Below are 25,808 nucleotides of genomic sequence, written 5' to 3'. Positions count from 1 at the left end.
AACCCGGACCCGCCCGCCGCCGGTCGGGAGAGCGCCGCCGTGAGAGCGCCGTGGTGAGAGCGCCGCCGGGGGAGCGCCGCCGTGAGAGCGCTGCCGGGAGAGCGCCAGGGCGCCGAGCGCCAGGGCGTCGTCAGAAGCCGTGCCGCGCGCCGCCGTCCACCGGGAGCATCACGCCCGTCAGATAGGAGGCCGCAGGGGACAGCAGGAACGCGGCCGTCCGGCCGAACTCCTCCGGCGTGCCGTACCGGCGCAGCGGGATCCGTGCCTCGTTCGCCGCGCGGGCGGCCGCCGCGTCGCCGGAGAGGGCGTCCAGTTCGCGGACCCGGTCCGTGTCGATCCGCGCCGGGAGCAGGCCGACCACGCGGATGCCGCGCGGGCCCAGTTCGTTCGCGAGCGACTTGGCGAACCCCGCCAGGCCGGGGCGCAGGCCGTTGGAGATGGTGAGGCCGTCGATGGGTTCGTGGACCGAGCCGGACAGGACGAACCCGATGACGCCGCCCTCGCCCAGCGCGGCGGCCGCGGCGCGGGCCATCCGTACGGCGCCCAGGAACACCGAGTCGAACGCCGACTGCCACTGCTCGTCCGTATTGTCGGCGGCCCAGCCGGGCGGCGGACCGCCCACGCTGATGAGGACGCCGTCGACGCGGCCGAACCGCGACCTGGCGGTGGCGACGAGGCGCTCGGCGGTGGCCGGGTCGGCGTTGTCGGCGGCTACGCCGACCGCGTCCTGGCCGATCCCGGCGGCGGCCTCGGCGACCGCCTTCTCGTCGCGCGCCGCGACGACCACCTTCGCGCCCTCCGCCGCGAGCGCCCGCGCTGAGGCGTTGCCCAGCCCTCGTGACGCACCGGTCACGACGTACACACGGTCCTTCAGTCCAAGATCCATGCGGTCTATCCTGCCGCGTCGTCCCGGGCCAGCGCGAGGGCGGCGTTCACCAGCCCGATATGGCTGAACGCCTGCGGGAAGTTGCCGAGCTGACGGCCGGTCGCCGGGTCGTACTCCTCGGCGAGGAGTCCCACGTCGTTGCGGAGTGATACCAGCCGGTCGAACAGCTCATGGGCCTCGTCGGTCCGGCCGGTCATCCGCAGGGCGTCCACCATCCAGAACGAGCAGACGAGAAACGTTCCTTCGCCGCCGGGGAGCCCGTCGACACCGATCCCCTCGGTGCTGTACCTGCGGATGAACCCGTTGTTGCCGAGCTCCGCGCGCACCGCGTCCACGGTGCCGACCACCCTCGGGTCGTCGGGCGGCAGGAAGCCGACCCGGGGGATCAGCAGGGTCGCCGCGTCCAGGTCCGCCGAGCCGTACGACTGCGTGAACGTGTTCCGTGCCGGGTCGTACCCCTTCTCGCACACGTCCCGGTGCACCTCGTCGCGCATCGCCCGCCACCGCGCGGCGTCACCGGGCAGCGACGGGTTCGCCTCCAGGATCCGTACGGCCCGGTCGGCCGCCACCCACGCCATCACCTTGGAGTGGACGAAGTGGCGCCGGGGCCCGCGCACCTCCCACAGCCCCTCGTCGGGCTGCCGCCACGTCGACTCCAGGAACCCGAGCAGGCTCAACTGCAGCGCCCAGGCCTGCGGCTCCGGGTCGAGACCCGCCTGCCGCGCCAGATACAGCGCGTCGATGACCTCCCCGTACACATCGATCTGCAGCTGCCGCACGGCGGCGTTCCCGGTGCGGACGGGCGCGGAGCCCGCGTAGCCGCGCAGCCACGGCAGCTCGGTCTCCGGCAGTCGCCGTTCGCCCGCGAGCCCGTACATGATCTGCAGGTCCGCCGGGTCGCCCGCGACGGCCCGTAGCAGCCAGTCCCGCCAGGCCGCCGCCTCCTCCATGTAGCCGGCGGAGACCAGCGCGGCCAGGGTCAGCGTCGCGTCCCGCAGCCAGCAGTACCGGTAGTCCCAGTTCCGTACGCCTCCGATGTCCTCCGGCAGGGACGTCGTCGCGGCGGCCACGATCCCGCCGGTCGGGGCGTACGTCAGCGCCTTCAGGGTGATGAGCGAGCGGAGCAGGGCGTCCCGGTGCGGCCCCTGGTAGGTGCACCGCGCCGCCCAGGCCTTCCAGTCCTCCAGCGTGTGCTCCAGCGACTCGTACGGGTCGACCAGCGGCGGGCGCGGCTCGTGCGACGGATGCCAGGTGAGGACGAACGCCACCTGATCGCCCGGCCCCACCGTGAACGACGAACACGTGCTGTACTGCTGGCCCCAGGTCTTGACTTCGGGTTCGCTGCGCAGCCACACGGAGTCCGGGCCGGCGATCGCGACCCGGTGCCCGTCCGCCCTCCGCATCCACGGCACGACCGACCCGTAGTCGAACCGCAGCCGCAGGACCGCCGACATCTCGACCCTGCCGCTGACGCCTTCCACGATCCGGACGACATCGGGGGAGCGGTCGCGCTGCGGCATGAAGTCCACGACCCTGACCGTGCCGCCGCGGGTCTCCCACACCGTCTCCAGGACCAGGGAGTCACCCAGGTAGCCGCGGCGCGCGCAGTGGCGCGCGCCGGCGGGAGCGATCCGCCAGTGACCGTTGTTCTCGTCACCGAGCAGCGCCGCGAAACAGGCACCCGAATCGAAGCGCGGCAGACAGAGCCAGTCGATCGAACCGTCCTTGCCCACCAGCGCGGCGGTCTGCAGATCGCCGATGAGGGCATAGTCCTCGATACGTTGGGTCACGCTCTGGCGTGTTCCCGTCCCGGCCGAAAGCTAAGCAGTCACGGACGCGGGCTCACTCGTGGACGGCGCGGCGGCGGCCGCGCGGTCCCGCCTCTCGCGGCGGACCAGCACCACCCAGCCGACCGGCACGCCCGCCGCGAACAGCCACCACTGGACCGCGTACGCCATGTGCGCGCCGATCGAGTCGTGATCCGGCTCCGGGATCAGCTCGGGCGTGCCGCCGGACGGCTCGGGCGCCGTCTGCTCCAGATAGCCGCCGAGCACGCGTCGCCCGAGCGCCCCGGCCTGCTGCTCGCTGTTGATCAGCATCACCTGGCGCGGCGGCAGCCCCTTCAGGTCCTTGATGCCGCTGGCACCGGTCGTCTCGTCAGCCTTCAGCCGGCCGGTGACGGTGACCTGCCCCTTGGGTGCCGGTGGCACCTGGGGATACGTCGTCTGGTCGGGGGCGGCCGGGATCCAGCCCCGGTTGACCAGGACGGCCCGCCCGTCGGCGAGGACCAGCGGGGTGAGCACCAGCACGCCGACCTTGTCGTCGGCGTTGGTGCGGCGGCGGACGACCACCTCGTGGTCCTGGTCGAACGTGCCGGTCGCGGTGACGGCGCGCCAGTAGTCGGCACGCGGGACCGAGTGTCCGGGGGAGGTGAGCTCGGTCACGGGGACCGGCTTCGCCTGCAGGTTGTCGGCGATCAGGGCGTTCTGGGTGACCCGGCGCTCATGCCGGTGGAACTGCCAGAAGCCCAGCTCGACCATCACCGGGATGAGGACGAGCGCGACGAGGGTGAGGATCACCCACTGCCGGGACAACAGGAAGCGGTACACGCGTCGACCGTACCTGCTGCCGTCCCGGGCCCCGACGGTGGGTCTCCGGCGGTGGGGCTCCGACGGTGGTCCCCGTCCCGTGGTCCGGGCTCCCCTGCTGCGTGACCGACCGGCCTCCGGGCCGGGCGTCCCGTGGTCCGGGCCTGCAGTCCGGGCCGGGCCCCGTGGTCCGGGCCTGGGCTCCGGGCCGGGACTGGGGTCAGGCTCTGTCGACGATGCCCACCTTGCCCTCCGCGCGGGCGCAGTGGGCGCCGCAGTACCAGTGCCCGTCGGCCTCCACACCCTGGCCGATGATCTGGACCCGGCAGTGCTCACAGATGGGCGCCATGCGGTGGATGGCGCAGGAGAAGCAGTCGAAGACGTGCACCGCGCCCTGCGCGTGCACCTCGAAGGACATGCCGTAGTCGTTTCCGCAGACCTCGCAACGTGCCATGCGCCACAGGGTGGAGTGCCGGGCGCCCGAAAGGGAGGCGGCACGCCCGATGACGGCGCGTCGGTCACCCGTCTGCTGAATCCGTTCTGCTCGGTCGCCCCATAGCCTCCGGGGCGCGGCGGTGCGCTCCGGTCAGGCGTCGTCGGCCGGGGCGACGTCCCGGAGCAGATGGGTGAAGGCGGCCTCGTCCAGGATCGGCGTCCCGAATGACTTCGCCTTGACCACCTTCGACGTGTGCGAGTCGGGGTCGTTGGTCACGAGCAGGCTCGTCAACCGCGAGACGCTGGTGGCGACATGCAGACCCGCCTCGGTCGCGCGGTCCTCCAGCAGATCGCGATCGATGGACGTATCACCCGAAAACGCCACCCGCATGCCCTGCTTGAGCGGTTTGTCCGCTTCGTAGCGCCCTGGATTCGGATACGGGCACGTCGGCCGCTTCTTCGACGGGCGCCAGCCGCCGGACCGGTACGACGCCTGACGGCCGATGAGCGGCCTGGCCGGCCCCGGTGCCCATTCGGTGAGCGGCCGGCACTCCAGCAGCGGCAGCCGCACCCCGCGCTCGGCCGCCGCGTGCAGGCTCGGCCGGAACGCCTCGGCCAGCACCCTGGCGTCGTCCAGCGCGTTGTGCGCCCGCTGCTGCACCACGCCGAAGTGCGCGGCCAGGGACTCCAGCTTCCAGTTGGGCAGCGGCAGGTCCAGCTCCTTGGCGAGCGTGATGGTGCACAGCCGTTGCCGCACCGGTGCCGTACGGTCCGCGCGGGCGTACTCGCGGGCGATCATCGACCAGTCGAAGAAGGCGTTGTGCGCGACCAGCACCCGGCCGTCGAGCCGCTCCGAGAACTCCGCCGCCACGTCCGGGAAGAGCGGTGCGCCCTCCAGGACGTCACTGGTCAGCCCGTGGATCCAGACCGGTCCGGGATCCCGCTCCGGATTGACCAGCGTGTACCAGTGGTCCTCCACATCGCCGTGGGCGTCGAGCCGGTAGACGGCAGCCGACACTATCCGGTCGTCGCGGGCGAGTCCGGTGGTCTCCACGTCGACGACCGCGTACCCCTGTGGGTAGGCGGTCGGCCACGGTGCTGCAGTCGTACGGTCGTCGAGCATGGTCATTGAGAATAGAGCCCGCCACTGACAGCTCCACCCCCGGGCGCCTCTCGCACCGCCCCGCGAGGGCGCGGCCTGTTGACGCACCATCGACGCGGGCGCCGCGCCGTGCGCGCCCCGCGCGTGCCGCTGCGCGCCCTGACGGCGCCGGAGTGAGACCCTCCCGTCGTGAGGGAACCGACGCCGGGCGAGACGCCTCCGCCCCAGGGATCCGGGCAGCCGGACCAGCCCCACGAGCCGCATGACACCGGGTTCGGCGCCCGGCTCAACTGGCTCCGGGCCGCGGTGCTCGGCGCCAACGACGGCGTCGTGTCCACCGCCGGGCTCGTCGTCGGTGTCGCCGGCGCCACCGACCACCGCGCGACGCTGCTCACCGCGGGCCTGGCCGGACTGCTGGCCGGCTCCATGTCCATGGCGGCGGGCGAGTACGTGTCCGTGTCCACGCAGCGCGACTCGGAGAAGGCCGCGCTCGCCCTGGAGCGGCGGGAGCTCCGCGAGCAGCCGGAGGCGGAACTCGACGAACTCACCGACCTGTTGGCGGAGCGCGGTCTGTCCAGGGAGGTGGCGGGCGAGGCCGCGAGGCAGCTCACCGAACGGGACGCGCTGCGGGCGCACGCGCGCGTGGAGCTGGGGATCGACCCGGACGACCTGACCAACCCCTGGCACGCCGCGGCGGCCAGCTTCCTCGCCTTCACGGTCGGCGCGCTGCTCCCGCTGCTGGCGATCGTCCTGCCACCGGCCGGCGCGCGGCTGGCCGTCACCGTGGTGTCCGTGCTCGCCGCGCTCTGCCTCACCGGCTGGTGGAGCGCCCGCCTCGGCGCGGCACCGGCCCGGCCCGCCGTGGTCCGCAACGTGACCGGCGGAGCCGTGGCCATGGCCGTGACCTACGCGGCCGGCTCGCTGCTCGGCGCCGTCGGGGTATGACCCCCGGCCGCCCCGGAGCCGAGGGCGGCCACAGGGGGAGAGGGCCTCAGTAGCTGGAGCTGCGCCGCATGACGCGGCTCTCCGGGAAGTCGCCCGTGACCGGGAGGTCGTCGTTGAGGATCACCGTCAGGGACGTCAGGTCCCCCAGCGGGCCCAGGTCCACCGGCCGGTCGGCCGAACCGCACCGCCACAGGTCCAGCGACGTCAGATAGGGCAGCTTCCGCAGGTGCTCCAGGCCGTCCACGACCCGGCAGTGCGAGATGTTCAGATGGTGCAGCTGCCGCAGCGGCGCCACCAGCTCCAGGTCGAGGTGGTCCTGCCAGGTGATGTGGAGGTTCCGCAGCCGGGGCAGCCCGGCGAGCGCGGGCAGCCCGGCGGCCTGCCGCTCACCCGACAGATGCAGGTGCCGCAGCCGCCACCAGCGGTGGATCCCGTCCAGCGGTACGGCCCCGGTGTTCCGCTGGAGCACCAGCACCGACAGCTCGGGACCGACGGGCAGCTCGCCCGCGCTCGCCACGGGCAGCGGGTAGTTGAGCGACAGGTGCTGGAGCCGGGGCATGGCGGCGAGCGGGTCGAGGGCGAGGCCGGGCGTCATGTCGTGCAGGTACAGCCGGGTGAGGACGTGGGCCGGCAGCGGCGTCAGGTCCTCCAGGGCGCGGCAGGCCGCGAAGCCGACCGTGTCGAGGTCGGTGAACCCGGTCAGCGGCGACAGGTCCGTGAGCCCCGGGTTGCTGTGGAAGAACAGCCACTCGGGCCGGTCGAGCGAGCCCAGCGGCGCCAGGTCGGGGAACGAACCGGTCACATGCACCCGCCGCGCGCCGGTCGCGGGCAGCGCCGCGAGCTGCTCGGCGGTCCGTACGTGGAGGTACGACGAGGTCCAGGTGCGGTGCGCGAGCACGGCCCTGGCGTACCGCTCCGTGTCGAAGGACCCCCACCCCTGGGACACCTGGACCGCGACGGGCGTCCGGGTGTCGTCCTTGAACCGGGCGATCACCTCCATCGCGGCGTCGCCGCCCACCAGCGCCGCCGTCCGCACCACGGCCGCCGCGGTCGCGTCGGGCAGCCCGTCGGGCTCCGGGAGCAGTTCGATGACGAGCTCGCCGACCTTCGCGAGCTCCTCCGCCTCCTCCAGCGACCTCGGCGGCAGCAGTCCCGCCGTCCTGGCCTGCACCTCGGCGCGTACCCCGGGGTCGAGTTCCGGGGCGTGCTCCAGGCACGCGGCGGCCAGCAGCACCAGCCGGTGGCGGTGGTCCGGCTCCAGGTCGGCGCGGCGCAGCAGCCCGCGCAGCAGCGCGGCACGCTCGTCCACGCGCGCGTGCCCCACCGCCATGCGCACCACGTCGTCCCACTGGTCGTCGTTCGCCTGCCGTACGAGGACCCCGAAGTCCCGCTGCTCCACGGCGGCCTTGGCGCCCAGATAGTCCTGGAACGTGCGGTGGACGAAGTCCACGGCGCCGGGGACGGCCTCGCGGAGCAGCCCGCTGCGGATCAGCAGATGCGAGAAGACCCGGGACGCGTCGCCCTGTTCGCGGACCTGGGGCATGGCCGCCAGCCATTCGTCGATCATGGCGACGGCGTCCTCCCGGTCCGCCTCCACCTGGCCGTTGCGGATCAGCCAGTAGGCGAGCCGCTGCAGCAGCACCGTCTGCTCGTCCCGGGTGAGGCGGACGCCCTCCACGCCGGTGATCTCCCGCTCCGTGTCACGGCGCACGAGCAGCATCTCCAGCGCCGCGTCGTACAGCTCCTTGCGGGCGCGCGGCAGCTGCATCCTGCGGTCCCGGTTGAGTGCGCACAGCAGCGCGCACATCAACGGGTTGGTGGCGAGCCTGCCCAGGTCGCGGCGGGAGGTGACGGCCTGGTGGAGGGCGCGCTCATAGGTGTCGAGGAGCTCCCGTTCGGTGTCGCTCGTGGCTTCCTGGCGCGCCGAGTCGTGCCAGTGGCCGACGAACGCGCGGATGTCGTCGCGCTCCATCGGCAGCAGCGAGTGCGCGACGAAGCCCTGACCGGAGAGCCAGCCCTCGGGGACGGCCGAGGGGCGCGTCGTCACCACGTACCGGGCGCGCGGGAACGCCGTGATGAGCTGTCTCAGCCAGTCCTCGGTACGGCGGCGCAGCCGCGTCGGGACCTCGTCCACGCCGTCCACGAGGACCAGCGCCCGGCCGCTCGCCAGCAGCGACTCCGCCCAGCCGGCCGGCGCCGAGCCGTACAGCGGCACGCCCGTCGTCCGCAGGAACTCCTCCGGCATCGGCAGCGCACCCGACGAGGTGAACGAGCGCAGCCGCAGGACGAACGGCACGCACCGGTTCCAGTCGGCGAGCTCCCAGCCGAAGCTGCGCCGCGCCGCGTTGAGCGCGATCCACTGGACGAGCGTGCTCTTGCCGGAGCCGGCGGGCCCCCGGAACAGCAGCCGTTCCGCCCCGGACAGGGCGGCCTCGGCGCGGACGGGCGTCCGGCCGGTGCGCGGCAGCCGACTGCCCTCCCGGTGGGCGGGGGCGCGTTCACCGCTGACGCTGAGGCTGATGTACGCGGTGTCGAGCGGCCACTCGTTGTTGACGTGGCCGAGGGTCAGCCCGAACAGCTCCAGACGGCGGTGCGTCTCGGCCACGAAGTCGGCGTACCGCTGCTCGAAGGCCAGCGCGGCCGCCTCGGGGCGGGGCGGCTGACGCTCGGCCAGCTCCTGGACCGCCGCCTCCGTGCGGGAACCGGCGCGGGCGTGCTCGACGGCGGCCCGCGCGGCGAACGACGGGTCGGCCGTGATCTGCTCGACCACATGCGCGCAGCACAGTCCCAGCAGCTCGTCGTGGAGCGCCTGCGCGGCCGGGCTCAGACCGGGCACGGGCGCGCGCAGCTCGTCCCGTAACCGGTCCGGGTCGAGCCCCAGCGCGAACAGCCGCCCGGCGTCGATGGCGCCCGCCCGCGCGAACCGGTCCCGTACGGCGTCGACGGCCGCGAGCCGCTCGTGCTCGGGGAGCGCCGTATGACCGGCGGCGAGGCGCCCGCCGAGCACGGTGACCAGCCGGTCGGGCGAGGCCGGCCGGGGCAGCGGGCGCACCCGGTCCGGTACGAGCCCCGCGCCCGCGGGGGGCTTCAGCAGCGACGTGGCGACGGCACCGGCCACGGTGCCCGCGAGCCGGACGAGAACGAGCTCGATTCCCTGCACGTGCTACCTCCGCTGCCTCCCCGGTGCGTCCGTCCCGGGGACGGACGCGAAGCGGACCTGAAGCCTAGGCCGCCGGGCCGCTTGGTGGAAGTCACCAAAGACCGTTGACAAGTCGTCTCGCATACTTGTCGGTAACCACATCTAGCCCTGCCCCGACACCCGGCTCTACGGTGCTCGCATGCCGCCGAACCTGCCCGATGTCGTGCTGTGGTCGATACCCGCGTTCGTCCTGCTCACCGTCCTGGAGATGGTCAGCTACCGGCTCCATCCCGACGAGGACGCCGCCGGGTACGAGGCCAAGGACGCCGCGACGAGCATCGGCATGGGACTCGGCAGCCTCGTCTTCGACCTGCTCTGGAAGATCCCGATCGTCGCGGTCTACATGGCCGTGTACGAGCTGACGCCGGCCCGGGTCCCCGTCCTGTGGTGGACGATCCCGCTGATGCTGCTCGCCCAGGACTTCTTCTACTACTGGTCCCACCGGGGCCACCACGTCATCCGGATCCTGTGGGCCTGCCATGTCGTCCACCACTCCAGCCGCAAGTTCAACCTCACGACCGCGCTCCGCCAGCCCTGGACCACCTGGACCGTGTGGCCGTTCTACCTGCCGCTCATCGCCTGCGGCGTCCACCCGGCGGCGCTCGCGTTCTGCTCGTCGGCGAACCTCGTCTACCAGTTCTGGGTGCACACCGAACGCGTCGGGAAGCTGCCGCGCCCCTTCGAGTACGTCCTGAACACGCCGTCCCACCACCGGGTGCACCACGCCTCCCAAGGCGGCTACCTGGACCGGAACTTCGGCGGCATCCTCATCGTCTGGGACCGGATGTTCGGCTCGTTCACGCCGGAGACCGAACGCCCCGTGTACGGCCTCACCAAGAACATCGACACCTACAACCCGCTGCGGGTCGCCACCCACGAGTACGCCGCCATCGCCCGCGACATCCGCGCCGCGCGCACCTGGCGCGAACGCGCCGGCCGCGTCTTCCGCGGCCCCGGCTGGCAGCCGGAGCGGCCCCAGGGTCCCGCGACCGTCCCGGAGCCGGCGGCGGAGCGCGCCGCGTGACACGCGACCGGACGCCCGCCCGGCAACGGGTACCGGCCGGCCGGGAACGGGCACTGCGGGGCGCCTTCCTGGTGGCCGTCGGCGCCGATCTGCTGTCCCTGCTGGCCGGCTGGGACACCGGGCACCTGATCGCCAAGCCCCTCCTGATGCCGCTGCTCGCGGCGTACGCGCTGCTGCGCGGCGCGCCCCGGGCGCTGGTCGCGGCGCTGCTCCTCGGCTGGGGCGGTGATGTGTTCCTGCTGTCCGGCGCCGACTGGGCCTTCCTGGTCGGTATGGGCTCCTTCGCCGCCGGACACGTCTGCTACCTGCTGCTGTTCGGCCGTGTCCGTACGTCCCCGGTGCTGGGCGCCGGATACGGCGCGGCGCTCGTCACCGTCGTCGCCCTGCTCTGGCCGGACCTCCCGCCCGACCTGCGCGTCCCGGTCGCCGGGTACTCCCTGCTGCTCACCGCCATGGCCTACCGCGCCAGTGGGCTCGGCCTCGCCGCCGGGGCGGGCGGCGCGCTGTTCCTGCTCTCCGACACCCTCATCGCGACCGGAGTGGCGGGCCTGCCGCAGCCGCCCGCCCCCGACTTCTGGATCATGCTGACCTATACGGCCGCCCAGTACCTGCTGGTCACAGGCGTCCTCGCGCGTCAGTCCGTGACCCAGCGGGCCGGGTCCGTGCCCCACAGGCCCGGCGGGCGAGCCCAGTCCGCCGGCCCGCCCGCGTAGGTCACGGGCGACCGGGCGTACCGCAGCCGCCCCAGAGGGGTGTCCCGTTCCACGAGCCACCGTTCCGGGTCGTACGGGGCGCTCCCGGCCGCCTCGTCCGCCGAGCCGTCCGCCGAGCCCTCGGCCGGGCCATGCGTCAGGCCGTGCGTCAGCCAGTGCGCGGTCTGCGTCAGGGCGAGCCGCGCCACCCGCGAGCCGCCGCCCTCCCGGTGACGCTCCGTCAACGCCCGGAGGACGGCGGCTGCCAGGAGGTAGCCGGTGCCGTGGTCCAGCGCCTGGGCCGCGAGCGCGCCGGGCTTCGCGGAGGCGCCCTCCGGCGCGGCCGCCGGAACCTGCGCGGTGTCGCGGGCCTGCGCGGCCTCGCGGACCCGCCCGGTCTCGCGGACCTGCGCGGCCTCCGACAGCGCGATGCCCGTGGCGGCCTGGACCAGGCTGTCGAAGCCGCGCCGCTCCCGCCACGGCCCGTACCGGCCCCACGCCGACAGTTCGGCCACGACCAGACCCGGGCGGCGCTCCACCAGGGCCCCGGCGTCGAGCCCGAACCGGTCCAGGGCGCCGGGCCGGTAGCCGGTGACGACGACGTCGGCGCCCGACAGCAGCTCATCGAACACCCGGCGGTCCGCGCCGCGCGCCAGGTCGAGCAGCGTGGACCGCTTGCCGAGGCCGGTGTCGTTGTGCGTCTCCTGGCTCTCGGGCAGCCCCGGCGCGTCGACCCGCAGCACGTCAGCGCCGAGCAGCGCCAGCGTCCGCGTGGCGATCGGCCCGGCCAGTACCCGGGTCAGGTCCAGCACCCGCAGCCCGGCGCACGGCAGCGCGTCACGCCCCGCGTCCCGTACCGGCTCGCCGCCCCCGCCGACGCGGTCCAGCGTCAGCAGCGGCTGCTTCGCCACCAGGGCGCCCTGCTCGTGCGCGGCCCACTCGTCGGCGCTCCGCACGGCGACGGCGAGCCCGCCCGCCGCGTACACGACCGCCTCCACATCGGCGGCCGTCCGTCCGCCGACGGCTTCGGCCACCGCGTCGGCCCCGGCGTCCGGTGGCAGGCCGAGGGCGGCGACCAGACGGGCCCGGTGGTGCGGGTAGTTGGCGTGCGTGCGGACCCAGCCGTCGGCGGCCCGCCAGAACCGCGACAGCGGTGCGAAGGTGTCCCAGGCCCGTCCGTCCAGCGTGACGAACCGGTCGCTGCGGAACGCCGTGGCGACCGCGGCCTCCGCCACCCGTACCGGCGGTACCGCGCGCCGCCCGGCACGTACGGCCGAGAGCTCGGCCGCCGCGAGCGCGCACACCGCGACGGTGGCCCGCGCCAGTTCCCCGACGGGCAGCCGACCGCTCAGCTCGCTCGACGGATGGTCGAAGGTGACCCGGTCCAGCAACCGGGAGTCGGCACCGAGTGCCGCCCAAGCGGCGGTCGTGCCGGGCGATTCTGTGGTCATACCCCTCACTGTGGCACTCAGTGCCATGTGGTGGGAACCCGGGAACGGCAAGAGCCCGGACGCTCGACCCCGCGTCCGGGCTCCCCTCCTCAAGCGGCCCCGGCCACCGTCGAACGGTGCCGTGGCCCCATGCCGGCTGTCACCAGCGGGGTGTTACCAGCGCACGGCGTCCAGGGCGTCGACCATGCCCGTCCCGTAGAAGCCGTTCTTGTGCTTACCGCCCTCGCACACCGCGTCGACGGTGCCGTCACCGTTGATGTCGTACGGCTCACCGCACGCCTTGTCGTCGGCCTGGCCGTACAGCATCGCCTTCACCATGCCCGGCGTGGCGTACGGGTGCTTCGACTTGATGAGCGCGACGACACCCGCGACGTGCGGCGACGCCATGGACGTACCGGCCTTGTAGTTGTAGCCGCCGTTCACGGTGGTCGACAGGATCAGACCGCTCGTGGCCGGGGCCTCGGGCGCCTGGTACCGCGTCGAGTCACCGCCGGGGGCGGCGATGTCCACCACACCCAGGCCGTAGTTCGAGAACGAGGCCTTCAGGCCCTTGGCGCCGGTCGCCGAGACGGTGACCACGCCGGGCAGCATCGTCGGAACATCCGGGCACTCACTCGGGTTTACGACCCGTTCGACCGTCTCGGAGTCGTTCGGGCTCGTCGTGTCGGTGACCGCGTCGGACGCCAGGTCCGTACGCGAGTTGCCGGCCGCGGCGACATTGACCGCGCCCTTGCGCTCCGCGTACCGCGTGGCGCGCTGCAGGGCCTCCACGAGGGCACCCTGATCGGCGTCGTTCTTGCAGGTGTACAGCCACGGGTCCACGTAGTAGCTGTTGTTCGTCACCTCGACACCGTGGTCGGCGGCCCACATGAAGCCGCAGACGACGGCCTCGGTGTAGAAGAACCCGTCGGGGTTCGACACCTTGATGCCGGAGACCTTCACACCCGGGGCGACACCGGTCACGCCGATGCCGTTCTTCGCCGCCGCGATCGTGCCCGCGACATGCGTACCGTGGTCGCTCTCGCCGGGGGCGGGACGCCACGAGCCCTCGGTGGTGTCCGCCTTGCCGCTCACACAGTTGGCGGACGCCGCGCGGTCGAAGTTCGGCGCGAGGTCGGGGTGCGTGTCGTCGACACCGGTGTCGATGACGGCGACGGTCACCTTGTCGCTGCCGAGGGTCCTCTCCTGGGCCTTGTCCGCCTTGATGGCGGGCAGACTCCACTGCAGCGGCTCAAGCGGGTCCTGGTCGGCCTCCGCCAGGGCCGCGGCGGCCTTCGCCGCCTCCGGCGTCAGCGGCTCGGCGGCCTCGGCGACGTCCGTGGTCGCCGTCGGGACCAGCGGGGTGGTACGCGTCGCGCCGGCCGACTGGACCCCGGCGACGCCCCGCATGGTGGCGCCGAACGCAGGGTTCTTCGAGTGGGCGACGATGACGCCGATCTTGTCGTACGACGCCACGACCGTGCCGCCGGCGTCGGCTATCGCCTTCTTGACGGCCTTGGCCGCGGTGCTGCCGCTGTCGATGTTCACGACGTACGAGAGGTTCGGGCCGTCCGTGGCGACGGTGGCCGGAACATCGTCCGCCGTGGCGGCCGTGGCCACCCCCGCGGGCAGGAAGCCGAGGGAGGCCGTGAGCGCCAGGCCGGCGGGCAGAGCGATGACGCGCCCGCGCCTGGATCCCAGATGAGCCATGGGTTCTCCACATCATCCGTGACGTACGCCCGCACACATGTATGGGCGGGTACATGACGAGCGAAACTATCGCCGATCATCGCCGCGCAGCAATGAGTTCACGCAGAAAAACGGCGGAGGTGAACCGCTTCGCCCCGCTGCCCGTGCCGTTGTCCAGGGGAGAGCGTCATCCCTCCCCGAACTCATGAGGTCACCCTGCCCATGCACAACGCACCCGCGTCGCGAGGAGTCTCCGTGGCAACCGAAGCACCGCCGCCCCGAGGGGGCACGGACACCAGCCCCGTCCAGCCCACGACAGAGTCGTTCGTCGAGGTGCAGGAGAGTGCGGAATTCGGCGAACTGCGCCGCACGTACCGCTCCTTCGCCTTCCCCCTCACCATCGCCTTCATCGCCTGGTACCTGCTGTACGTCCTGCTGTCGAACTACGCCGGCGGCTTCATGGGCACCAGGGTCTTCGGCAACATCAACATGGCCCTCGTGCTGGGCCTCGCCCAGTTCCTGACCACCTTCCTCATCGCCTGGTTCTACTCGCGGCACGCGGCCGAGAAGCTCGACCCGAAGGCGGAAGCCATCAAGTCCCGTATGGAGGCCGACGCATGAGCGCCACCCTCGCCCCGCCGGCGGCCGACAGCACCGGCCTCGTCCTGGCCGCCGGTGCCGGGGAGCACCGTCCCCTGATCATCACACTCTTCGCGTGCTTCGTCGTCGCGACCCTGTTCATCACCGTCTGGGCGGGCCGCCAGACCAAGAGCGCCGCCGACTTCTACGCCGGCGGCCGCCAGTTCACCGGCTTCCAGAACGGCCTGGCCATCTCCGGCGACTACATGTCCGCCGCGTCGTTCCTCGGCATCGCCGGTGCCATCGCCCTCTTCGGCTACGACGGCTTCCTGTACTCCATCGGCTTCCTCGTCGCCTGGCTGGTCGCCCTGCTGCTGGTCGCCGAGCCGCTGCGCAACTCCGGCCGCTTCACCATGGGCGACGTCCTCGCCTACCGGATGCGGCAGCGGCCGGTCCGTACCGCCGCCGGCACCTCCACCATCGTCGTGTCCATCTTCTACCTGCTGGCGCAGATGGCCGGCGCGGGCGTTCTGGTCTCGCTGCTCCTCGGCATCACCAGCGACGCCGGGAAGGTCGCGATCGTCGCCCTGGTCGGCGTACTGATGATCGTCTACGTGACCATCGGCGGAATGAAGGGCACCACGTGGGTCCAGATGGTCAAGGCCGTCCTGCTGATCGCGGGCACCCTGCTCATCACCTTCCTGGTCCTGCTGAAGTTCAACTTCAACGTCTCCGACCTGCTCGGCAAGGCCGCGGAGAACAGCGGCAAGGGCGCGGCGTTCCTGGAGCCCGGCCTCAAGTACGGCCTGACCCCCACATCGAAGCTGGACTTCCTCTCGCTGGGCATCGCGCTCGTGCTCGGCACCGCGGGCCTGCCGCACATCCTGATCCGCTTCTACACCGTGCCCACGGCCAAGGCCGCCCGCAAGTCCGTCAACTGGGCGATCGGCATCATCGGCGGCTTCTACCTGATGACGATCGCCCTGGGCTTCGGCGCCGCCGCGATCGTCGGGCCCGCCGAGATCACCGCCTCGAACAAGGCGGGCAACACGGCGGCGCCACTGCTCGCCCTGCACATCGGCGGAGTGGACTCGGCGGGCGGCGCCATCCTCCTCGCCGTGATCTCCGCGGTCGCCTTCGCCACGATCCTCGCGGTCGTCGCGGGACTCACCCTCGCCTCGTCCTCGTCGTTCGCGCACGACATCTACGCCAACGTCATCCGCAGGGGCAAGGCCACCGAGCAGGAGGAGGTCCGCGCGGCCCGCTGGGCGACCGTGTTCATCGGAGTCGTCTCGATCGCCCTCGGCGCGCTCGCCCGCGACCTGAACGTCGCCGGACTGGTCGCGCTGGCCTTCGCGGTCGCCGCCTCCGCCAACCTGCCGACCATCCTCTACAGCCTGTTCTGGAAACGCTTCACCACCCAGGGCGCCCTGTGGTCGATCTACGGCGGCCTGACCGCGTCCGTGCTCCTCGTCGTGTTCTCGCCGGTCGTCTCCGGCAAGGCCAGCTCGATGTTCCCCGGCGTGGACTTCGCCTGGTTCCCGCTGGAGAACCCCGGTCTCATCTCCATCCCGCTGGGCTTCCTGCTCGGCTGGGTCGGGTCCCTGCTGTCGAAGGAGGGGCCCGACAAGGGGAAGTACGCCGAGCTGGAGGTCAAGTCCCTCACCGGTGTCGGAGCGCACTGACCCGGTCACCGTACGGAGTGGGTGCGGACCGCGTCGTAGGGTCCTACGACGCGGTCCCACCCCTCCTGGGGAAAACGGGCCCTGATGTTGTCGGTGGTGTCGCGTAGTCTCAGGAGGGACGGAACCGGTACACCCGGGGGAGGGGCGCTCAGCGTGCTCATCGATACCTACGGCCGCGTGGCCACGGACCTGCGGGTCTCGCTCACCGACCGGTGCAATCTGCGCTGTACGTACTGCATGCCCGAAGAGGGCCTGCAGTGGCTCGCGAAGCCCGATCTGCTCACGGACGACGAGATCGTCCGCCTCATCCGCATCGCCGTCACACGGCTCGGTGTCACCGAGGTCAGGTTCACCGGCGGTGAGCCCCTCCTGCGCCCCGGTCTGGTGTCCATCGTCGAGCGGTGCGCGGCCCTGGAGCCCCGCCCCAGGATGTCGCTGACGACCAACGGCATAGGTCTCAAGCGCACCGCCACCGCCCTCAAGGCCGCCGGCCTCGACCGGGTCAACGTCTCGCTGGACACCCTGCGCCCTGACGTCTTCAAGACCCTGACCCGCCGCGACCGCCACCACGACGTCCTGGACGGCCTGGCAGCCGCCCGCGACGCCGGGCTCACCCCGGTCAAGGTCAACACGGTGCTGATGCCGGGCCTCAACGACGACGAGGCCCCCGACCTGCTGGCCTGGGCCGTCGCCCACGACTACGAGCTGCGGTTCATCGAGCAGATGCCGCTCGACGCCCAGCACGGCTGGAAGCGCGACGGAATGATCACCGCCGGCGACATCCTCGCCTCACTGCGCACCCGCTTCACCCTCACCGAGGAAGGGGACGAGACGCGCGGCTCGGCGCCCGCCGAGCGCTGGCTCGTCGACGGCGGTCCGCAGCGGGTCGGCGTCATCGCCTCCGTCACCCGCCCGTTCTGCCGGGCCTGCGACCGGACCCGGCTCACCGCCGACGGTCAGGTGCGCACGTGCCTGTTCGCGCGCGAGGAGACCGACCTGCGTGCCGCACTGCGCTCGGACGCGCCGGACGAGGAGATCGCCGGGATCTGGAAGGTGGCCATGTGGGGCAAGAAGGCCGGTTCGGGCCTGGACGACCCGAGTTTCCTGCAGCCCGACCGCCCGATGTCGGCGATCGGCGGCTGAGGGGCGTCAGCGCTCGGAGGGGGACTCCCACTCGGCGAGCGTCACGACGTCCTTGAGGAAGCCCCGTACGCCCAGGAACTGGGACAGGTGCTCCCGGTGCTCGTCACAGGCGAGCCAGGTCTTGCGGCGCTCCGGGGTGTGCAGCTTCGGGTTGTTCCACGCCAGCACCCACACGGCGTCGGCCCGGCAGCCCTTGGCGGAACAGACCGGACGGCTCTCGTCGCTCACCACACACATCCCAACACCAGCCGCGGACAAAAGGCGACGCCGGGCAGCCACGGGGGGAGCTGCCCGGCGTCGGTCCGTCGCTCCGACGGGGGATGCGGAGCGCCTACGCAGTATGTCACGCACAATGGGGTGCGGTGCACTGGAACGTCATGATTGATCTGAGCTTTTCTTGAGCTTTGCGACAAGCAGACGATCATCTCGGGCCGTACTGCTGTTCGTGCGACCGCTCGTGCGGCTCCTCGTGTGGACGGTCGTCCGCCCCCGCATCCGGCTGTCCGTGCGGCTGCCCGCGCCGAGGGGTGCCGTCCTCCGTGTCCCGTTCCGCGCCGCCCGCCGCTCCGGGCCCCGGCGCCTCCAGCGCGGGACGGACGACCGGGGGCGCGGAGACGATGGTCGACGGCAGTGACGGGGCGCTCTCCCGGCCCGCGTTCGCGATGACCACAGCGATGTACGGAAGCACAGCGCCCAGCACCAGCGCCACGATCGCCACATGCCGCTCGACGTTCCACAGGGCCGCGGCCGCGATCACGGACACGGTCCGGACCGACATCGAGATCACGTACCGTCGCTGGCGGCGCCTCACGTCGTCCGCCAGGCCCTGACGCGCCCCGGTGATCCGGAAGACCTCTTCGCTCCTGCGCTTCCGCATCGCGTTCCACCACCGACCTCACGTGCCGGACCCTCCCCGGACCGGCTCTTCCTCCACGGTACGCCGCGCCCGCATCCCCTCGGCGACCGGGGCCCGGCGGGTCACGTACGGCCGAGTCCGACATGCGGCGTACGGGAAAAGGGCCGAGACTGACGGGGACTGCTCACGTCGATCCGTTACCGAGGAGGCAGCCATGGGCTGGTTGTGGGCGATTATCGTGGGGTTCGTGCTGGGCCTGCTGGCGAAGGCCATCCTGCCAGGCAAGCAGCACAGCCCCCTCTGGCTGACCACGATCTTCGGCATCATCGGAGCCATCGTCGGCAACGCCCTCGCCCGGGCCTTCGGCATCGAGGCCACCCCGGGCATCGACTGGGGCAGGCACGTCCTCCAGGTCGTGGCCGCCGTCGTGATCGTCGGACTCGGCGACATGCTGTACATGTCCATGCGCGGCAAGAGACGAACCACCTGACGCGCGTATGACGGCGGCCCGGAAGCCCACCGCTCCCGGGCCGCCGTACGCGACCGCTCGGGCCGCCGCCGTACGCACTCGCTCGTGTCGTGCCGTACGGCCTACGGCCCCGCTCGTGTGGTGAAGAGCGTCAGCCGGCCGTGACCTCGATCGCCGCCAGGTTCTTCTTGCCCCGGCGCAGCACCAGCCACCGGCCGTGCAGCAGGTCGTCGGCCGACACCACGGCGTCCTCGGCGGTCACCTTGACGTTGTTCACGTACGCGCCGCCCTCCTTCACCGTGCGGCGCGCCGCCGACTTGCTCGCCACCAGACCGACCTCGGCGAACAGGTCCACCACCGGGCCGGGCTCGGCGACCTGGGCGCGCGGCAGCTCCGAGAGCGCCGCCTCCAGCGTCGCCGCGTCCAGCTCCGCCAGATCGCCCTGCCCGAACAGGGCTTTCGACGCGCCGATCACGGCGGCGCACTGGTCGGCGCCGTGCACCAGCGTCGTCAGTTCCTCCGCCAGCGCGCGCTGCGCCGTCCTGGCCTGCGGGCGCTCCTCGGTGAGCCGCTCCAGCTCTTCCAGCTCCTCGCGGCTCTGGAAGCTGAGGATCCGCATGTACCGGGAGATGTCCCGGTCGTCCGTGTTCAGCCAGAACTGGTAGAACGCGTACGGCGTGGTCATCTCCGGGTCCAGCCAGACCGCGCCGCCCTCGGTCTTGCCGAACTTGGTGCCGTCCGCCTTCGTCATCAGCGGCGTCGCCAGCGCGTGCGCCACCGCGTCCGGCTCCAGACGGTGGATCAGGTCGAGACCGGCCGTGAGGTTGCCCCACTGGTCGCTGCCGCCCTGCTGGAGCACACAGCCGTACCGGCGGTACAGCTCCAGGAAGTCCATGCCCTGCAGCAGCTGGTAGCTGAACTCGGTGTAGCTGATGCCCTGCTCGGACTCCAGCCGCCGGGCCACCGAGTCCTTGGTCAGCATCTTGTTGACCCGGAAGTGCTTGCCGATGTCCCGCAGGAACTCGATGGCGGACAGCCCCGCCGTCCAGTCCAGGTTGTTGACCATGACCGCGGGGTTGTCGCCCTCGAAGGAGAGGAACGGCTCGATCTGGGCCCGCAGCCGCTTCACCCAGTTCGCGACCGTCTCCGGGTCGTTCAGGGTGCGCTCGGCCGTCGGCCGAGGATCACCGATCTGGCCCGTCGCGCCGCCCACCAGCGCCAGCGGCCGGTGCCCGGCCCGCTGGAGCCGGCGCATCGTGAGGACCTGCACCAGATGTCCGACGTGCAGGCTGGCGGCGGTCGGGTCGAAGCCGCAATAGAACGTGACGGGACCGTCCGCGAGAGCCTTGCGCAGTGCGTCCTCGTCGGTGGACTGGGCGAACAGCCCGCGCCACTTCAGCTCGTCGACGATGTCCGTCACGGTCTCGTGCCTCCTAGGTTCCTGTGGTTCCGCCCCGCCAGTCTATGGGCGTCACACGCCCTGACTGACCGAGCTCATGTTGAAGTCGGGCACCCGCAGCGGCGGCATCGCGGTCCGGGTGAACCAGTCGCTCCACTCGCGCGGCAGCGTCCGGTCCGTACGGCCGGCCTCCGAGGCCCGCGACAGCAGGTCCACCGGCGACTCGTTGAACCGGAAGTTGTTCACCTCGCCGACGACCTCGCCGTTCTCCACGAGGTACACGCCGTCCCGGGTCAGCCCCGTCAGCAGCAGCGTCGCCGGGTCCACCTCGCGGATGTACCACAGGCACGTCAGCAGCAGCCCCCGCCCGGTCGCGGCCACCATGTCCTCCAGGGACCGGTCGCCGCCGCCGTCCAGGATCAGGTTGCCCGCCCCCGGGGCCACCGGCAGCCCGGTGAGCCCGGCGCTGTGCCGCGTCGTGACCAGGTGCTCCAGGCGACCGTCCCGCACCCAGTCGACCGGGGTCAGCGGCAGCCCGTTGTCGAACACCGACGCGTCGTCGCCCGAGGCGTGCGCGATCACGAACGGCGCCGATTCGAGACCCGGCTCGTTCGGATCGCTGCGCAGCGTCAGCGGCAGTTCGGAGAGCGTCTCGCCGATACGGGTGCCCCCGCCCGGCTTCGAGAAGACCGTACGGCCCTCCGCCGCGTCCCGGGCCGCCGACGACCACAGCTGGTAGATCAGCAGGTCCGCGACGGCCGTCGGCGGCAGCAGCGTCTCGTACCGCCCGGCCGGCAGCTCGATCCGGCGCTCCGCCCAGCCGAGGCGCCGCGCCAGGTCGGCGTCGATCGCCGTCGGGTCCACGTCCTTGAAGTCCCGCGTCTGGCGGCCCGCCCACGCCGACCGCGTACGGTCCGGCGACTTGGCGTTCAGCTCCAGCGTCCCGTTCGGCTGGTCGTGCCGCAGCCGCAGCCCCGTCGACGTACCGAGGTAGGTGGACGTCAGCTCGTGGCTGGCGAACCCGTACAGCTCACGGCCCCCGGCGCGGGCCCGCGCGAACGCCTCGCCCAGCGCGGGCGCGAAGTCCCCGAACACCGCGGAGGAGGTCTCCGCGGGCGCGTCCGTGAAGTCCGGCGACCCCGGCACGCCCGCCACCAGCGGCTGGGCGTCCTCGGCGGGCCCCGCCGCCCGCGCGGCCTCCTCGGCCGCCCGCACCAGCGGCTCCAGGTCGTCGGCGGTCACCGCCGACCTGGACACCACACCGGAGGCGGTGCCCCGCGCCCCGTCGACGGTCGCGACGACGGTCAGGGTGCGGCCGCGGGTGACACCGTTGGTGGTCAGCGCGTTGCCGGCCCAGCGCAGATTGGCGGACGAGTGCTCGTCCGCGATGACGACACAGCCGTCCGCGCGGGACAGCTCCAGGGCCCGCTCGACGATCTCGTGCGGCTTGCCCGCCCGCGGGTTCACGGAACTCATCGACCGGCCTCCTGGGTCGTGTTCAAGATGTTGATGCCGCGGAACAGGGCGGAGGGGCAGCCGTGCGAGACCGCCGCGATCTGTCCCGGCTGCGCCTTGCCGCAGTTGAAGGCGCCGCCCAGCACATAGGTCTGCGGGCCGCCGACCTGCTCCATCGCGCCCCAGAAGTCCGTCGTCGTCGCCTGGTACGCGACGTCCCTCAGCTGCCCGGCCAGCCGGCCGTTCTCGATCCGGAAGAACCGCTGCCCGGTGAACTGGAAGTTGTAGCGCTGCATGTCGATCGACCACGACCGGTCGCCGACGACATAGATGCCGCGCTCCACGCCGCCGATCAGGTCCTCCGTCGACAGCCCGCCCGGATCCGGCCGCAGCGACACGTTCGCCATCCGCTGCACCGGCACGTGCGAGGGCGAGTCCGCGAACGCGCAGCCGTTCGACCGGCCGAGCCCCGTCAGCTTCGCGATCCGCCGGTCCAGCTGGTAGCCGACCAGCCTGCCGTCCCTCACCAGGTCCCACGACTGGGCCTCGACGCCCTCGTCGTCGTACCCGATCGTCGCCAGACCGTGCTCGGCCGTGCGGTCGCCGGTCACGTTCATCACGGGCGAGCCGTACGTCAGCTTCCCCAGCTGGTCGAACGTGGCGAACGACGTGCCCGCGTACGCCGCCTCGTACCCCAGCGCCCGGTCCAGCTCGGTCGCGTGCCCGATCGACTCGTGGATCGTCAGCCACAGGTTCGACGGGTCGATCACCAGGTCGTACGTCCCGGCCTCGACGCTCGGCGCGCGCATCTTCTCCGCCAGCAGCTCCGGCAGCCCGGCCAGCTCGGCGTCCCAGTCCCAGCCGGTGCCCGTCAGGTACTCCCAGCCGCGCCCCACCGGCGGCGCGATCGTCCGCATCGAGTCGAACTCACCGGTCGTGCCGTCCACCGCGACCGCCGTGAGCTGCGGATGCAGCCGCACCCGCTGCTGCGTGGTGACCGTGCCCGCCGTATCCGCGTAGAACTTGTTCTCATGGACGGTCAGCAGCGACGCGTCGACGTGCGCCACCCCGTCCGCCCGCAGCAGCCGCGCGCTCCACTCCGCCAGCAGCCCGCTCTTGTCCGCGTCCGGCACGGCGAACGGATCGATCTCGTACGAGGAGATCCACGTCTTCTCCGCGTGCACCGGCTCGTCGGCCAGCTCGACCCTCTCCTCCGACCCGGCCGCCGCGATCACCCGCGCCGACAGCTTGGCCATCGCCACGGCCTGCGAGGCCACCTTCGCGGCGGCGTCCATGGACAGATCGACCCCGGAGGCGAACCCCCACGCCCCGCCGTGCACCACGCGCACCGCGTACCCGAGGTCCGTCGTGTCCGACGATCCGGCGGGCTTGGCGTCCCGCAGCCGCCAGGCCGCGCTGCGCACCCGCTCGAACCGGAAGTCGGCGTGCTCGGCGCCGAGGGCCCTCGCCCGTGCGAGCGCCGCGTCGGCGAGCGCCCGCAGCGGCAGTGCCGTGAAGGCTTCGTCGATGGAATGAGGCACGAATGTCTCCTGTCGTATGAGACCGGTCCCACCGATCATGTCGCGCCGACGGGGGAATGCACACCCTTTTCTGTAGGGATCCGACAGCGACTCTCCTACGCCACTGTCAGGGGTCGATTCCCCGTAGGACGGACCGGACCGATAGGTTTTCGAGGAACCACACCGCTAGGGGAAAGGGTGATCCGTTGAGCCGCTCGGTTCTCGTCACCGGAGGAAACCGGGGCATCGGCCTCGCCATCGCCCGCGCATTCGCCGAGGCAGGCGACAAGGTCGCGATCACGTACCGGTCGGGGGAGCCGCCGGCGGCCCTCACCGAACTGGGCTGCCTCGCCGTCCGCTGCGACATCACCGACTCCGAGCAGGTGGAGACGGCCTACAAGGAGATCGAGGAGAAGCACGGTCCGGTGGAGGTGCTGGTGGCCAACGCCGGTGTCACCAAGGACCAGTTGCTGATGCGGATGTCGGAGGAGGACTTCACGTCCGTCCTCGACACCAACCTCACGGGCACGTTCCGGGTCGTCAAGCGCGCCAACCGAGGCATGCTGCGCGCCAAGAAGGGCCGCGTCGTGCTGATCTCCTCGGTGGTCGGGCTGCTCGGCTCCGCGGGCCAGGCGAACTACGCCGCCTCCAAGGCGGGCCTTGTCGGCTTCGCCCGGTCGCTCGCCCGTGAGCTCGGGTCCCGCAACATCACGTTCAATGTCGTCGCACCCGGTTTCGTCGACACCGACATGACCAAGGTGCTGACCGAGGAGCAGCGGGCCGGCATCGTCGCCCAGGTGCCGCTCGGCCGCTACGCGCAGCCCGAGGAGATCGCCGCCGCGGTCCGCTTCCTCGCGTCGGACGACGCCTCGTACATCACTGGAGCCGTCATCCCGGTTGACGGCGGATTGGGCATGGGTCACTGATCACATGAGCGGAATTCTCGACGGCAAGCGCATCCTCATCACGGGGGTGCTGATGGAGTCCTCCATCGCCTTCCACACCGCCAAGGTGGCTCAGGAGCAGGGCGCCGACATCATCCTCACCGCCTTCCCTCGGCCCACGCTGACCGAGCGCATCGCCAAGAAGCTCCCCAAGCCCGCGAAGGTCATCGAGCTCGACGTCACCAACGACGAGCACCTGGCCCGCGTCGAGGGCGTGGTCCGCGAGGAGCTCGGCGGCCTCGACGGCGTCGTCCACTCCATCGGCTTCGCCCCGCAGGACGCGCTCGGCGGCAACTTCCTGAACACGCCGTTCGAGTCGGTCGCGACCGCGATGCACGTCTCGGCGTTCTCCCTGAAGTCGCTGACGATGGCCTGCCTGCCGCTGATGCGGGACGGCGGCTCGGTCGTCGGCCTGACCTTCGACGCGCAGTACGCGTGGCCGCAGTACGACTGGATGGGCCCGGCCAAGGCCGCGCTGGAGGCCACCAGCCGCTACCTGGCCCGTGACCTCGGCAAGCACAACGTCCGCTGCAACCTCATCTCGGCCGGCCCGCTCGGCTCGATGGCCGCCAAGTCCATCCCGGGCTTCGGCGACCTGGCCAAGGTCTGGGACGAGCGCTCCCCGCTGGAGTGGGACATGTCCGACCCGGAGCCCGCGGGCCGCGGCGTCGTGGCGCTGCTGTCGGACTTCTTCCCGAAGACGACCGGCGAGATCATCCACGTCGACGGCGGCGTGCACGTCATGGGCGCCTGACGCCCCTCCGGCACCCCGCCTGACCGGCGGTTTCCCACTCGAAGGCCGCGCGGCCGTCCCCCGGACGGCGCGCGGCCTCCGTGCGTCTACGGCACACTGGGCAGACCGGACATTTCCCATGGAGGCCGCGGCCCGTCCGGGCTCGGGTCCCTTCCGGTGCTCGGGGAGGAGGTGTGGCTGTGCGTACGAAACACCGCCGCGCGGCGGCCCTGGCCGCCATCTCGGTCCTCACGACCGGACTGACGCTCACCGCTCCGGCCGGCGCCGCCGCCGGCACGGGTGGCGGCGCGGCCGCCCCCGAGGCCGACCGCGACCGGCAGGGCGGCTGGGCGGCCACCTGCCGCACATCGGTCGAGGGGTCCCGGGTCATCGCCCACTGCCACAACCCGTACCCCCGTACGGACCGGGTCCAGCTGCACGTCGAGTGCGAGCGCTGGTGGGACATCGACGCGGACAGCGAGCCCGTCGACCTCGGCCCCACCGCCTACGCCGAGCTCAGCGAACGCTGCTGGAAGGAGGTCAGGGCCGTCTGGATCAGCCACCAGGCCGTGCCGGACTCCGCAGGCAGATGAACGGGTAGCCGGCCGCCTCCGACGCCGCCGTCCGCGCGTCGCCCGCCCGGATCGCCTCCACCAGGCGCGCGTGGTCCATGTGGTTCTCCGGCAGCAGCTCGGTACCCACGTCGTCCCTGAGCCAGTCCCGCAGCAGGTGCCCCAGGTCGGCGTAGAGCTCGCTCAGCACCTCGTTGTGCGAAGCGGCCACGACGGCCAGGTGGAACGTCGCGTCGGCCGCCACGAACCGCTCCGCGTCCCCCGCCGCCCACGCCTCCTCGCGCCGTGCGAGGAGCGCGTCCAGCTGCGCCATGTCCCTGTCGGTGCGGCGCGGGGGGGGCCCCCCGGCCCCCCCCCCCCCCCCCCGGGGGGGCGCGCCCCCCCCCCCGGGGGGGGGGGCGGGCCCCCCCCCCGCCAGCGAGTGCCCCCCCCCCCGCCGGCTGCGCGCCCCAAAAATGGCCGC

At 72.2% G+C, this 25,808-nt stretch carries 23 protein-coding genes and 1 pseudogene; 10 read left to right on the top strand and 14 right to left on the bottom strand.

Going from position 1 to position 25,808, the window contains the following annotated elements:
* Window positions 1–130: 130 nt before the first annotated feature.
* The 5 genes from ACGF5U_RS00240 to ACGF5U_RS00220 form a co-directional block, all read right to left on the bottom strand.
* Window positions 131–886, bottom strand: a complete 756-nt coding sequence (locus ACGF5U_RS00240; protein ID WP_392714347.1) for an SDR family oxidoreductase — start codon at window positions 884–886, stop codon at window positions 131–133.
* Window positions 887–891: 5 nt separating this feature from the next.
* Window positions 892–2,676: a glycoside hydrolase family 15 protein gene (locus ACGF5U_RS00235; RefSeq protein WP_392714349.1), complete on the bottom strand. Its 1,785-nt coding sequence runs from the start codon at window positions 2,674–2,676 to the stop codon at window positions 892–894.
* 30 nt (window positions 2,677–2,706) lie between these two features.
* Window positions 2,707–3,495 carry an SURF1 family protein gene (locus tag ACGF5U_RS00230; protein WP_392714351.1) on the bottom strand — a complete coding sequence of 263 codons (789 nt, stop codon included), beginning with the start codon at window positions 3,493–3,495 and terminating at the stop codon, window positions 2,707–2,709.
* 199 nt (window positions 3,496–3,694) lie between these two features.
* Window positions 3,695–3,928, bottom strand: coding sequence for a hypothetical protein (locus ACGF5U_RS00225; RefSeq protein ID WP_392714353.1), 234 nt, complete (start codon window positions 3,926–3,928; stop codon window positions 3,695–3,697).
* A gap of 132 nt (window positions 3,929–4,060) precedes the next feature.
* Window positions 4,061–5,038, bottom strand: a complete 978-nt coding sequence (locus ACGF5U_RS00220) for a DEDDh family exonuclease (RefSeq protein ID WP_392714355.1) — start codon at window positions 5,036–5,038, stop codon at window positions 4,061–4,063.
* A 279-nt stretch (window positions 5,039–5,317) separates the two neighbouring features.
* On the opposite strand from ACGF5U_RS00220, the gene ACGF5U_RS00215 reads away from it, so the two are divergent.
* Entirely contained in the window at window positions 5,318–5,956 is a 639-nt protein-coding gene (locus ACGF5U_RS00215; RefSeq protein WP_392714423.1) for a VIT family protein, read from the top strand.
* 46 nt (window positions 5,957–6,002) lie between these two features.
* Here the strand turns inward: ACGF5U_RS00215 and ACGF5U_RS00210 are convergent, their stop codons facing one another.
* A complete protein-coding gene (locus tag ACGF5U_RS00210; protein WP_392714357.1) occupies window positions 6,003–9,116 on the bottom strand; it encodes an NACHT domain-containing protein in 3,114 nt (1,037 codons plus the stop codon).
* Between the two features lie 178 nt (window positions 9,117–9,294).
* Here ACGF5U_RS00210 and ACGF5U_RS00205 point away from each other — a divergent pair, with 178 nt between their 5' ends.
* Window positions 9,295–10,179, top strand: coding sequence for a sterol desaturase family protein (locus ACGF5U_RS00205; protein WP_392714359.1), 885 nt, complete (start codon window positions 9,295–9,297; stop codon window positions 10,177–10,179).
* Window positions 10,176–10,892 carry a lysoplasmalogenase gene (locus tag ACGF5U_RS00200; protein ID WP_392714361.1) on the top strand — a complete coding sequence of 239 codons (717 nt, stop codon included), beginning with the start codon at window positions 10,176–10,178 and terminating at the stop codon, window positions 10,890–10,892. The genes ACGF5U_RS00205 and ACGF5U_RS00200 overlap by 4 nt, the downstream gene beginning before the upstream one ends.
* On the opposite strand, the gene ACGF5U_RS00195 is transcribed toward ACGF5U_RS00200, so the two are convergent.
* Together ACGF5U_RS00195 and ACGF5U_RS00190 are read right to left on the bottom strand one after the other, a co-directional pair.
* A complete protein-coding gene (locus ACGF5U_RS00195; protein WP_392714363.1) occupies window positions 10,814–12,322 on the bottom strand; it encodes a CoA transferase in 1,509 nt (502 codons plus the stop codon). The two genes, ACGF5U_RS00200 and ACGF5U_RS00195, sit on opposite strands and share 79 nt — an antisense overlap.
* A 153-nt stretch (window positions 12,323–12,475) precedes the next feature.
* Entirely contained in the window at window positions 12,476–14,011 is a 1,536-nt protein-coding gene (locus ACGF5U_RS00190; RefSeq protein ID WP_392714365.1) for a S8 family serine peptidase, read from the bottom strand.
* Between the two features lie 234 nt (window positions 14,012–14,245).
* On the opposite strand from ACGF5U_RS00190, the gene ACGF5U_RS00185 reads away from it, so the two are divergent.
* The 3 genes from ACGF5U_RS00185 (at window position 14,246) to moaA (ending at window position 17,397) form a co-directional block, all read left to right on the top strand.
* Window positions 14,246–14,611 (top strand): DUF485 domain-containing protein, encoded by a 366-nt coding sequence (locus tag ACGF5U_RS00185; protein WP_392714367.1) that lies wholly within the window; start codon window positions 14,246–14,248, stop codon window positions 14,609–14,611.
* Entirely contained in the window at window positions 14,608–16,254 is a 1,647-nt protein-coding gene (locus ACGF5U_RS00180; protein WP_392714369.1) for a cation acetate symporter, read from the top strand. Before ACGF5U_RS00185 ends, ACGF5U_RS00180 begins: the two co-directional genes overlap by 4 nt.
* A 153-nt stretch (window positions 16,255–16,407) precedes the next feature.
* A complete protein-coding gene (gene moaA, locus ACGF5U_RS00175; protein WP_392714370.1) occupies window positions 16,408–17,397 on the top strand; it encodes a GTP 3',8-cyclase MoaA in 990 nt (329 codons plus the stop codon).
* Between the two features lie 6 nt (window positions 17,398–17,403).
* Here moaA and ACGF5U_RS00170 read toward each other — a convergent pair whose 3' ends face one another.
* Together ACGF5U_RS00170 and ACGF5U_RS00165 are read right to left on the bottom strand one after the other, a co-directional pair.
* On the bottom strand, window positions 17,404–17,634 hold the full coding sequence (locus tag ACGF5U_RS00170; protein ID WP_392714372.1) for a hypothetical protein: 231 nt from the start codon (window positions 17,632–17,634) through the stop codon (window positions 17,404–17,406).
* Window positions 17,635–17,818: 184 nt separating this feature from the next.
* Entirely contained in the window at window positions 17,819–18,274 is a 456-nt protein-coding gene (locus ACGF5U_RS00165; RefSeq protein ID WP_392714374.1) for a DUF3099 domain-containing protein, read from the bottom strand.
* A 193-nt stretch (window positions 18,275–18,467) separates the two neighbouring features.
* On the opposite strand from ACGF5U_RS00165, the gene ACGF5U_RS00160 reads away from it, so the two are divergent.
* Complete coding sequence (locus ACGF5U_RS00160; protein WP_392714376.1) at window positions 18,468–18,743, top strand: GlsB/YeaQ/YmgE family stress response membrane protein; 276 nt, start codon at window positions 18,468–18,470, stop codon at window positions 18,741–18,743.
* Between the two features lie 130 nt (window positions 18,744–18,873).
* Here ACGF5U_RS00160 and tyrS read toward each other — a convergent pair whose 3' ends face one another.
* Genes tyrS through ACGF5U_RS00145 form a run of 3 tightly spaced genes read right to left on the bottom strand, consistent with a single transcriptional unit; the run spans window position 18,874 to window position 23,156 of the window.
* On the bottom strand, window positions 18,874–20,142 hold the full coding sequence (gene tyrS / locus ACGF5U_RS00155) for a tyrosine--tRNA ligase (RefSeq protein WP_392714377.1): 1,269 nt from the start codon (window positions 20,140–20,142) through the stop codon (window positions 18,874–18,876).
* A gap of 51 nt (window positions 20,143–20,193) precedes the next feature.
* The gene (locus ACGF5U_RS00150; protein ID WP_392714424.1) at window positions 20,194–21,588 is read right to left on the bottom strand and encodes a metallopeptidase TldD-related protein; all 1,395 of its coding nucleotides are present in this window, start codon (window positions 21,586–21,588) and stop codon (window positions 20,194–20,196) included.
* A 5-nt stretch (window positions 21,589–21,593) separates the two neighbouring features.
* Window positions 21,594–23,156 (bottom strand): TldD/PmbA family protein, encoded by a 1,563-nt coding sequence (locus ACGF5U_RS00145; RefSeq protein ID WP_392818301.1) that lies wholly within the window; start codon window positions 23,154–23,156, stop codon window positions 21,594–21,596.
* A 146-nt stretch (window positions 23,157–23,302) separates the two neighbouring features.
* On the opposite strand from ACGF5U_RS00145, the gene fabG reads away from it, so the two are divergent.
* The 3 genes from fabG (at window position 23,303) to ACGF5U_RS00130 (ending at window position 25,366) form a co-directional block, all read left to right on the top strand.
* Window positions 23,303–24,022: a 3-oxoacyl-[acyl-carrier-protein] reductase gene (fabG, locus tag ACGF5U_RS00140; protein WP_392714380.1), complete on the top strand. Its 720-nt coding sequence runs from the start codon at window positions 23,303–23,305 to the stop codon at window positions 24,020–24,022.
* 4 nt (window positions 24,023–24,026) lie between these two features.
* The gene (gene fabI, locus ACGF5U_RS00135) at window positions 24,027–24,794 is read left to right on the top strand and encodes an enoyl-ACP reductase FabI (protein ID WP_392714382.1); all 768 of its coding nucleotides are present in this window, start codon (window positions 24,027–24,029) and stop codon (window positions 24,792–24,794) included.
* 179 nt (window positions 24,795–24,973) lie between these two features.
* Window positions 24,974–25,366, top strand: a complete 393-nt coding sequence (locus tag ACGF5U_RS00130) for a hypothetical protein (RefSeq protein ID WP_392714384.1) — start codon at window positions 24,974–24,976, stop codon at window positions 25,364–25,366.
* Here ACGF5U_RS00130 and ACGF5U_RS00125 read toward each other — a convergent pair.
* Window positions 25,329–25,676 (bottom strand): annotated as a pseudogene (locus ACGF5U_RS00125) (FadR/GntR family transcriptional regulator); the annotation flags it as partial. The gene ACGF5U_RS00130 and the pseudogene ACGF5U_RS00125 sit on opposite strands and share 38 nt — an antisense overlap.
* Between the last annotated feature and the right edge of the window lie 132 nt (window positions 25,677–25,808).

This window comes from Streptomyces sp. NPDC047886, assembly GCF_043204435.1.
Lineage (GTDB): Bacteria > Actinomycetota > Actinomycetes > Streptomycetales > Streptomycetaceae > Streptomyces.
This window is presented reverse-complemented; position numbering and strand designations above follow the sequence as displayed.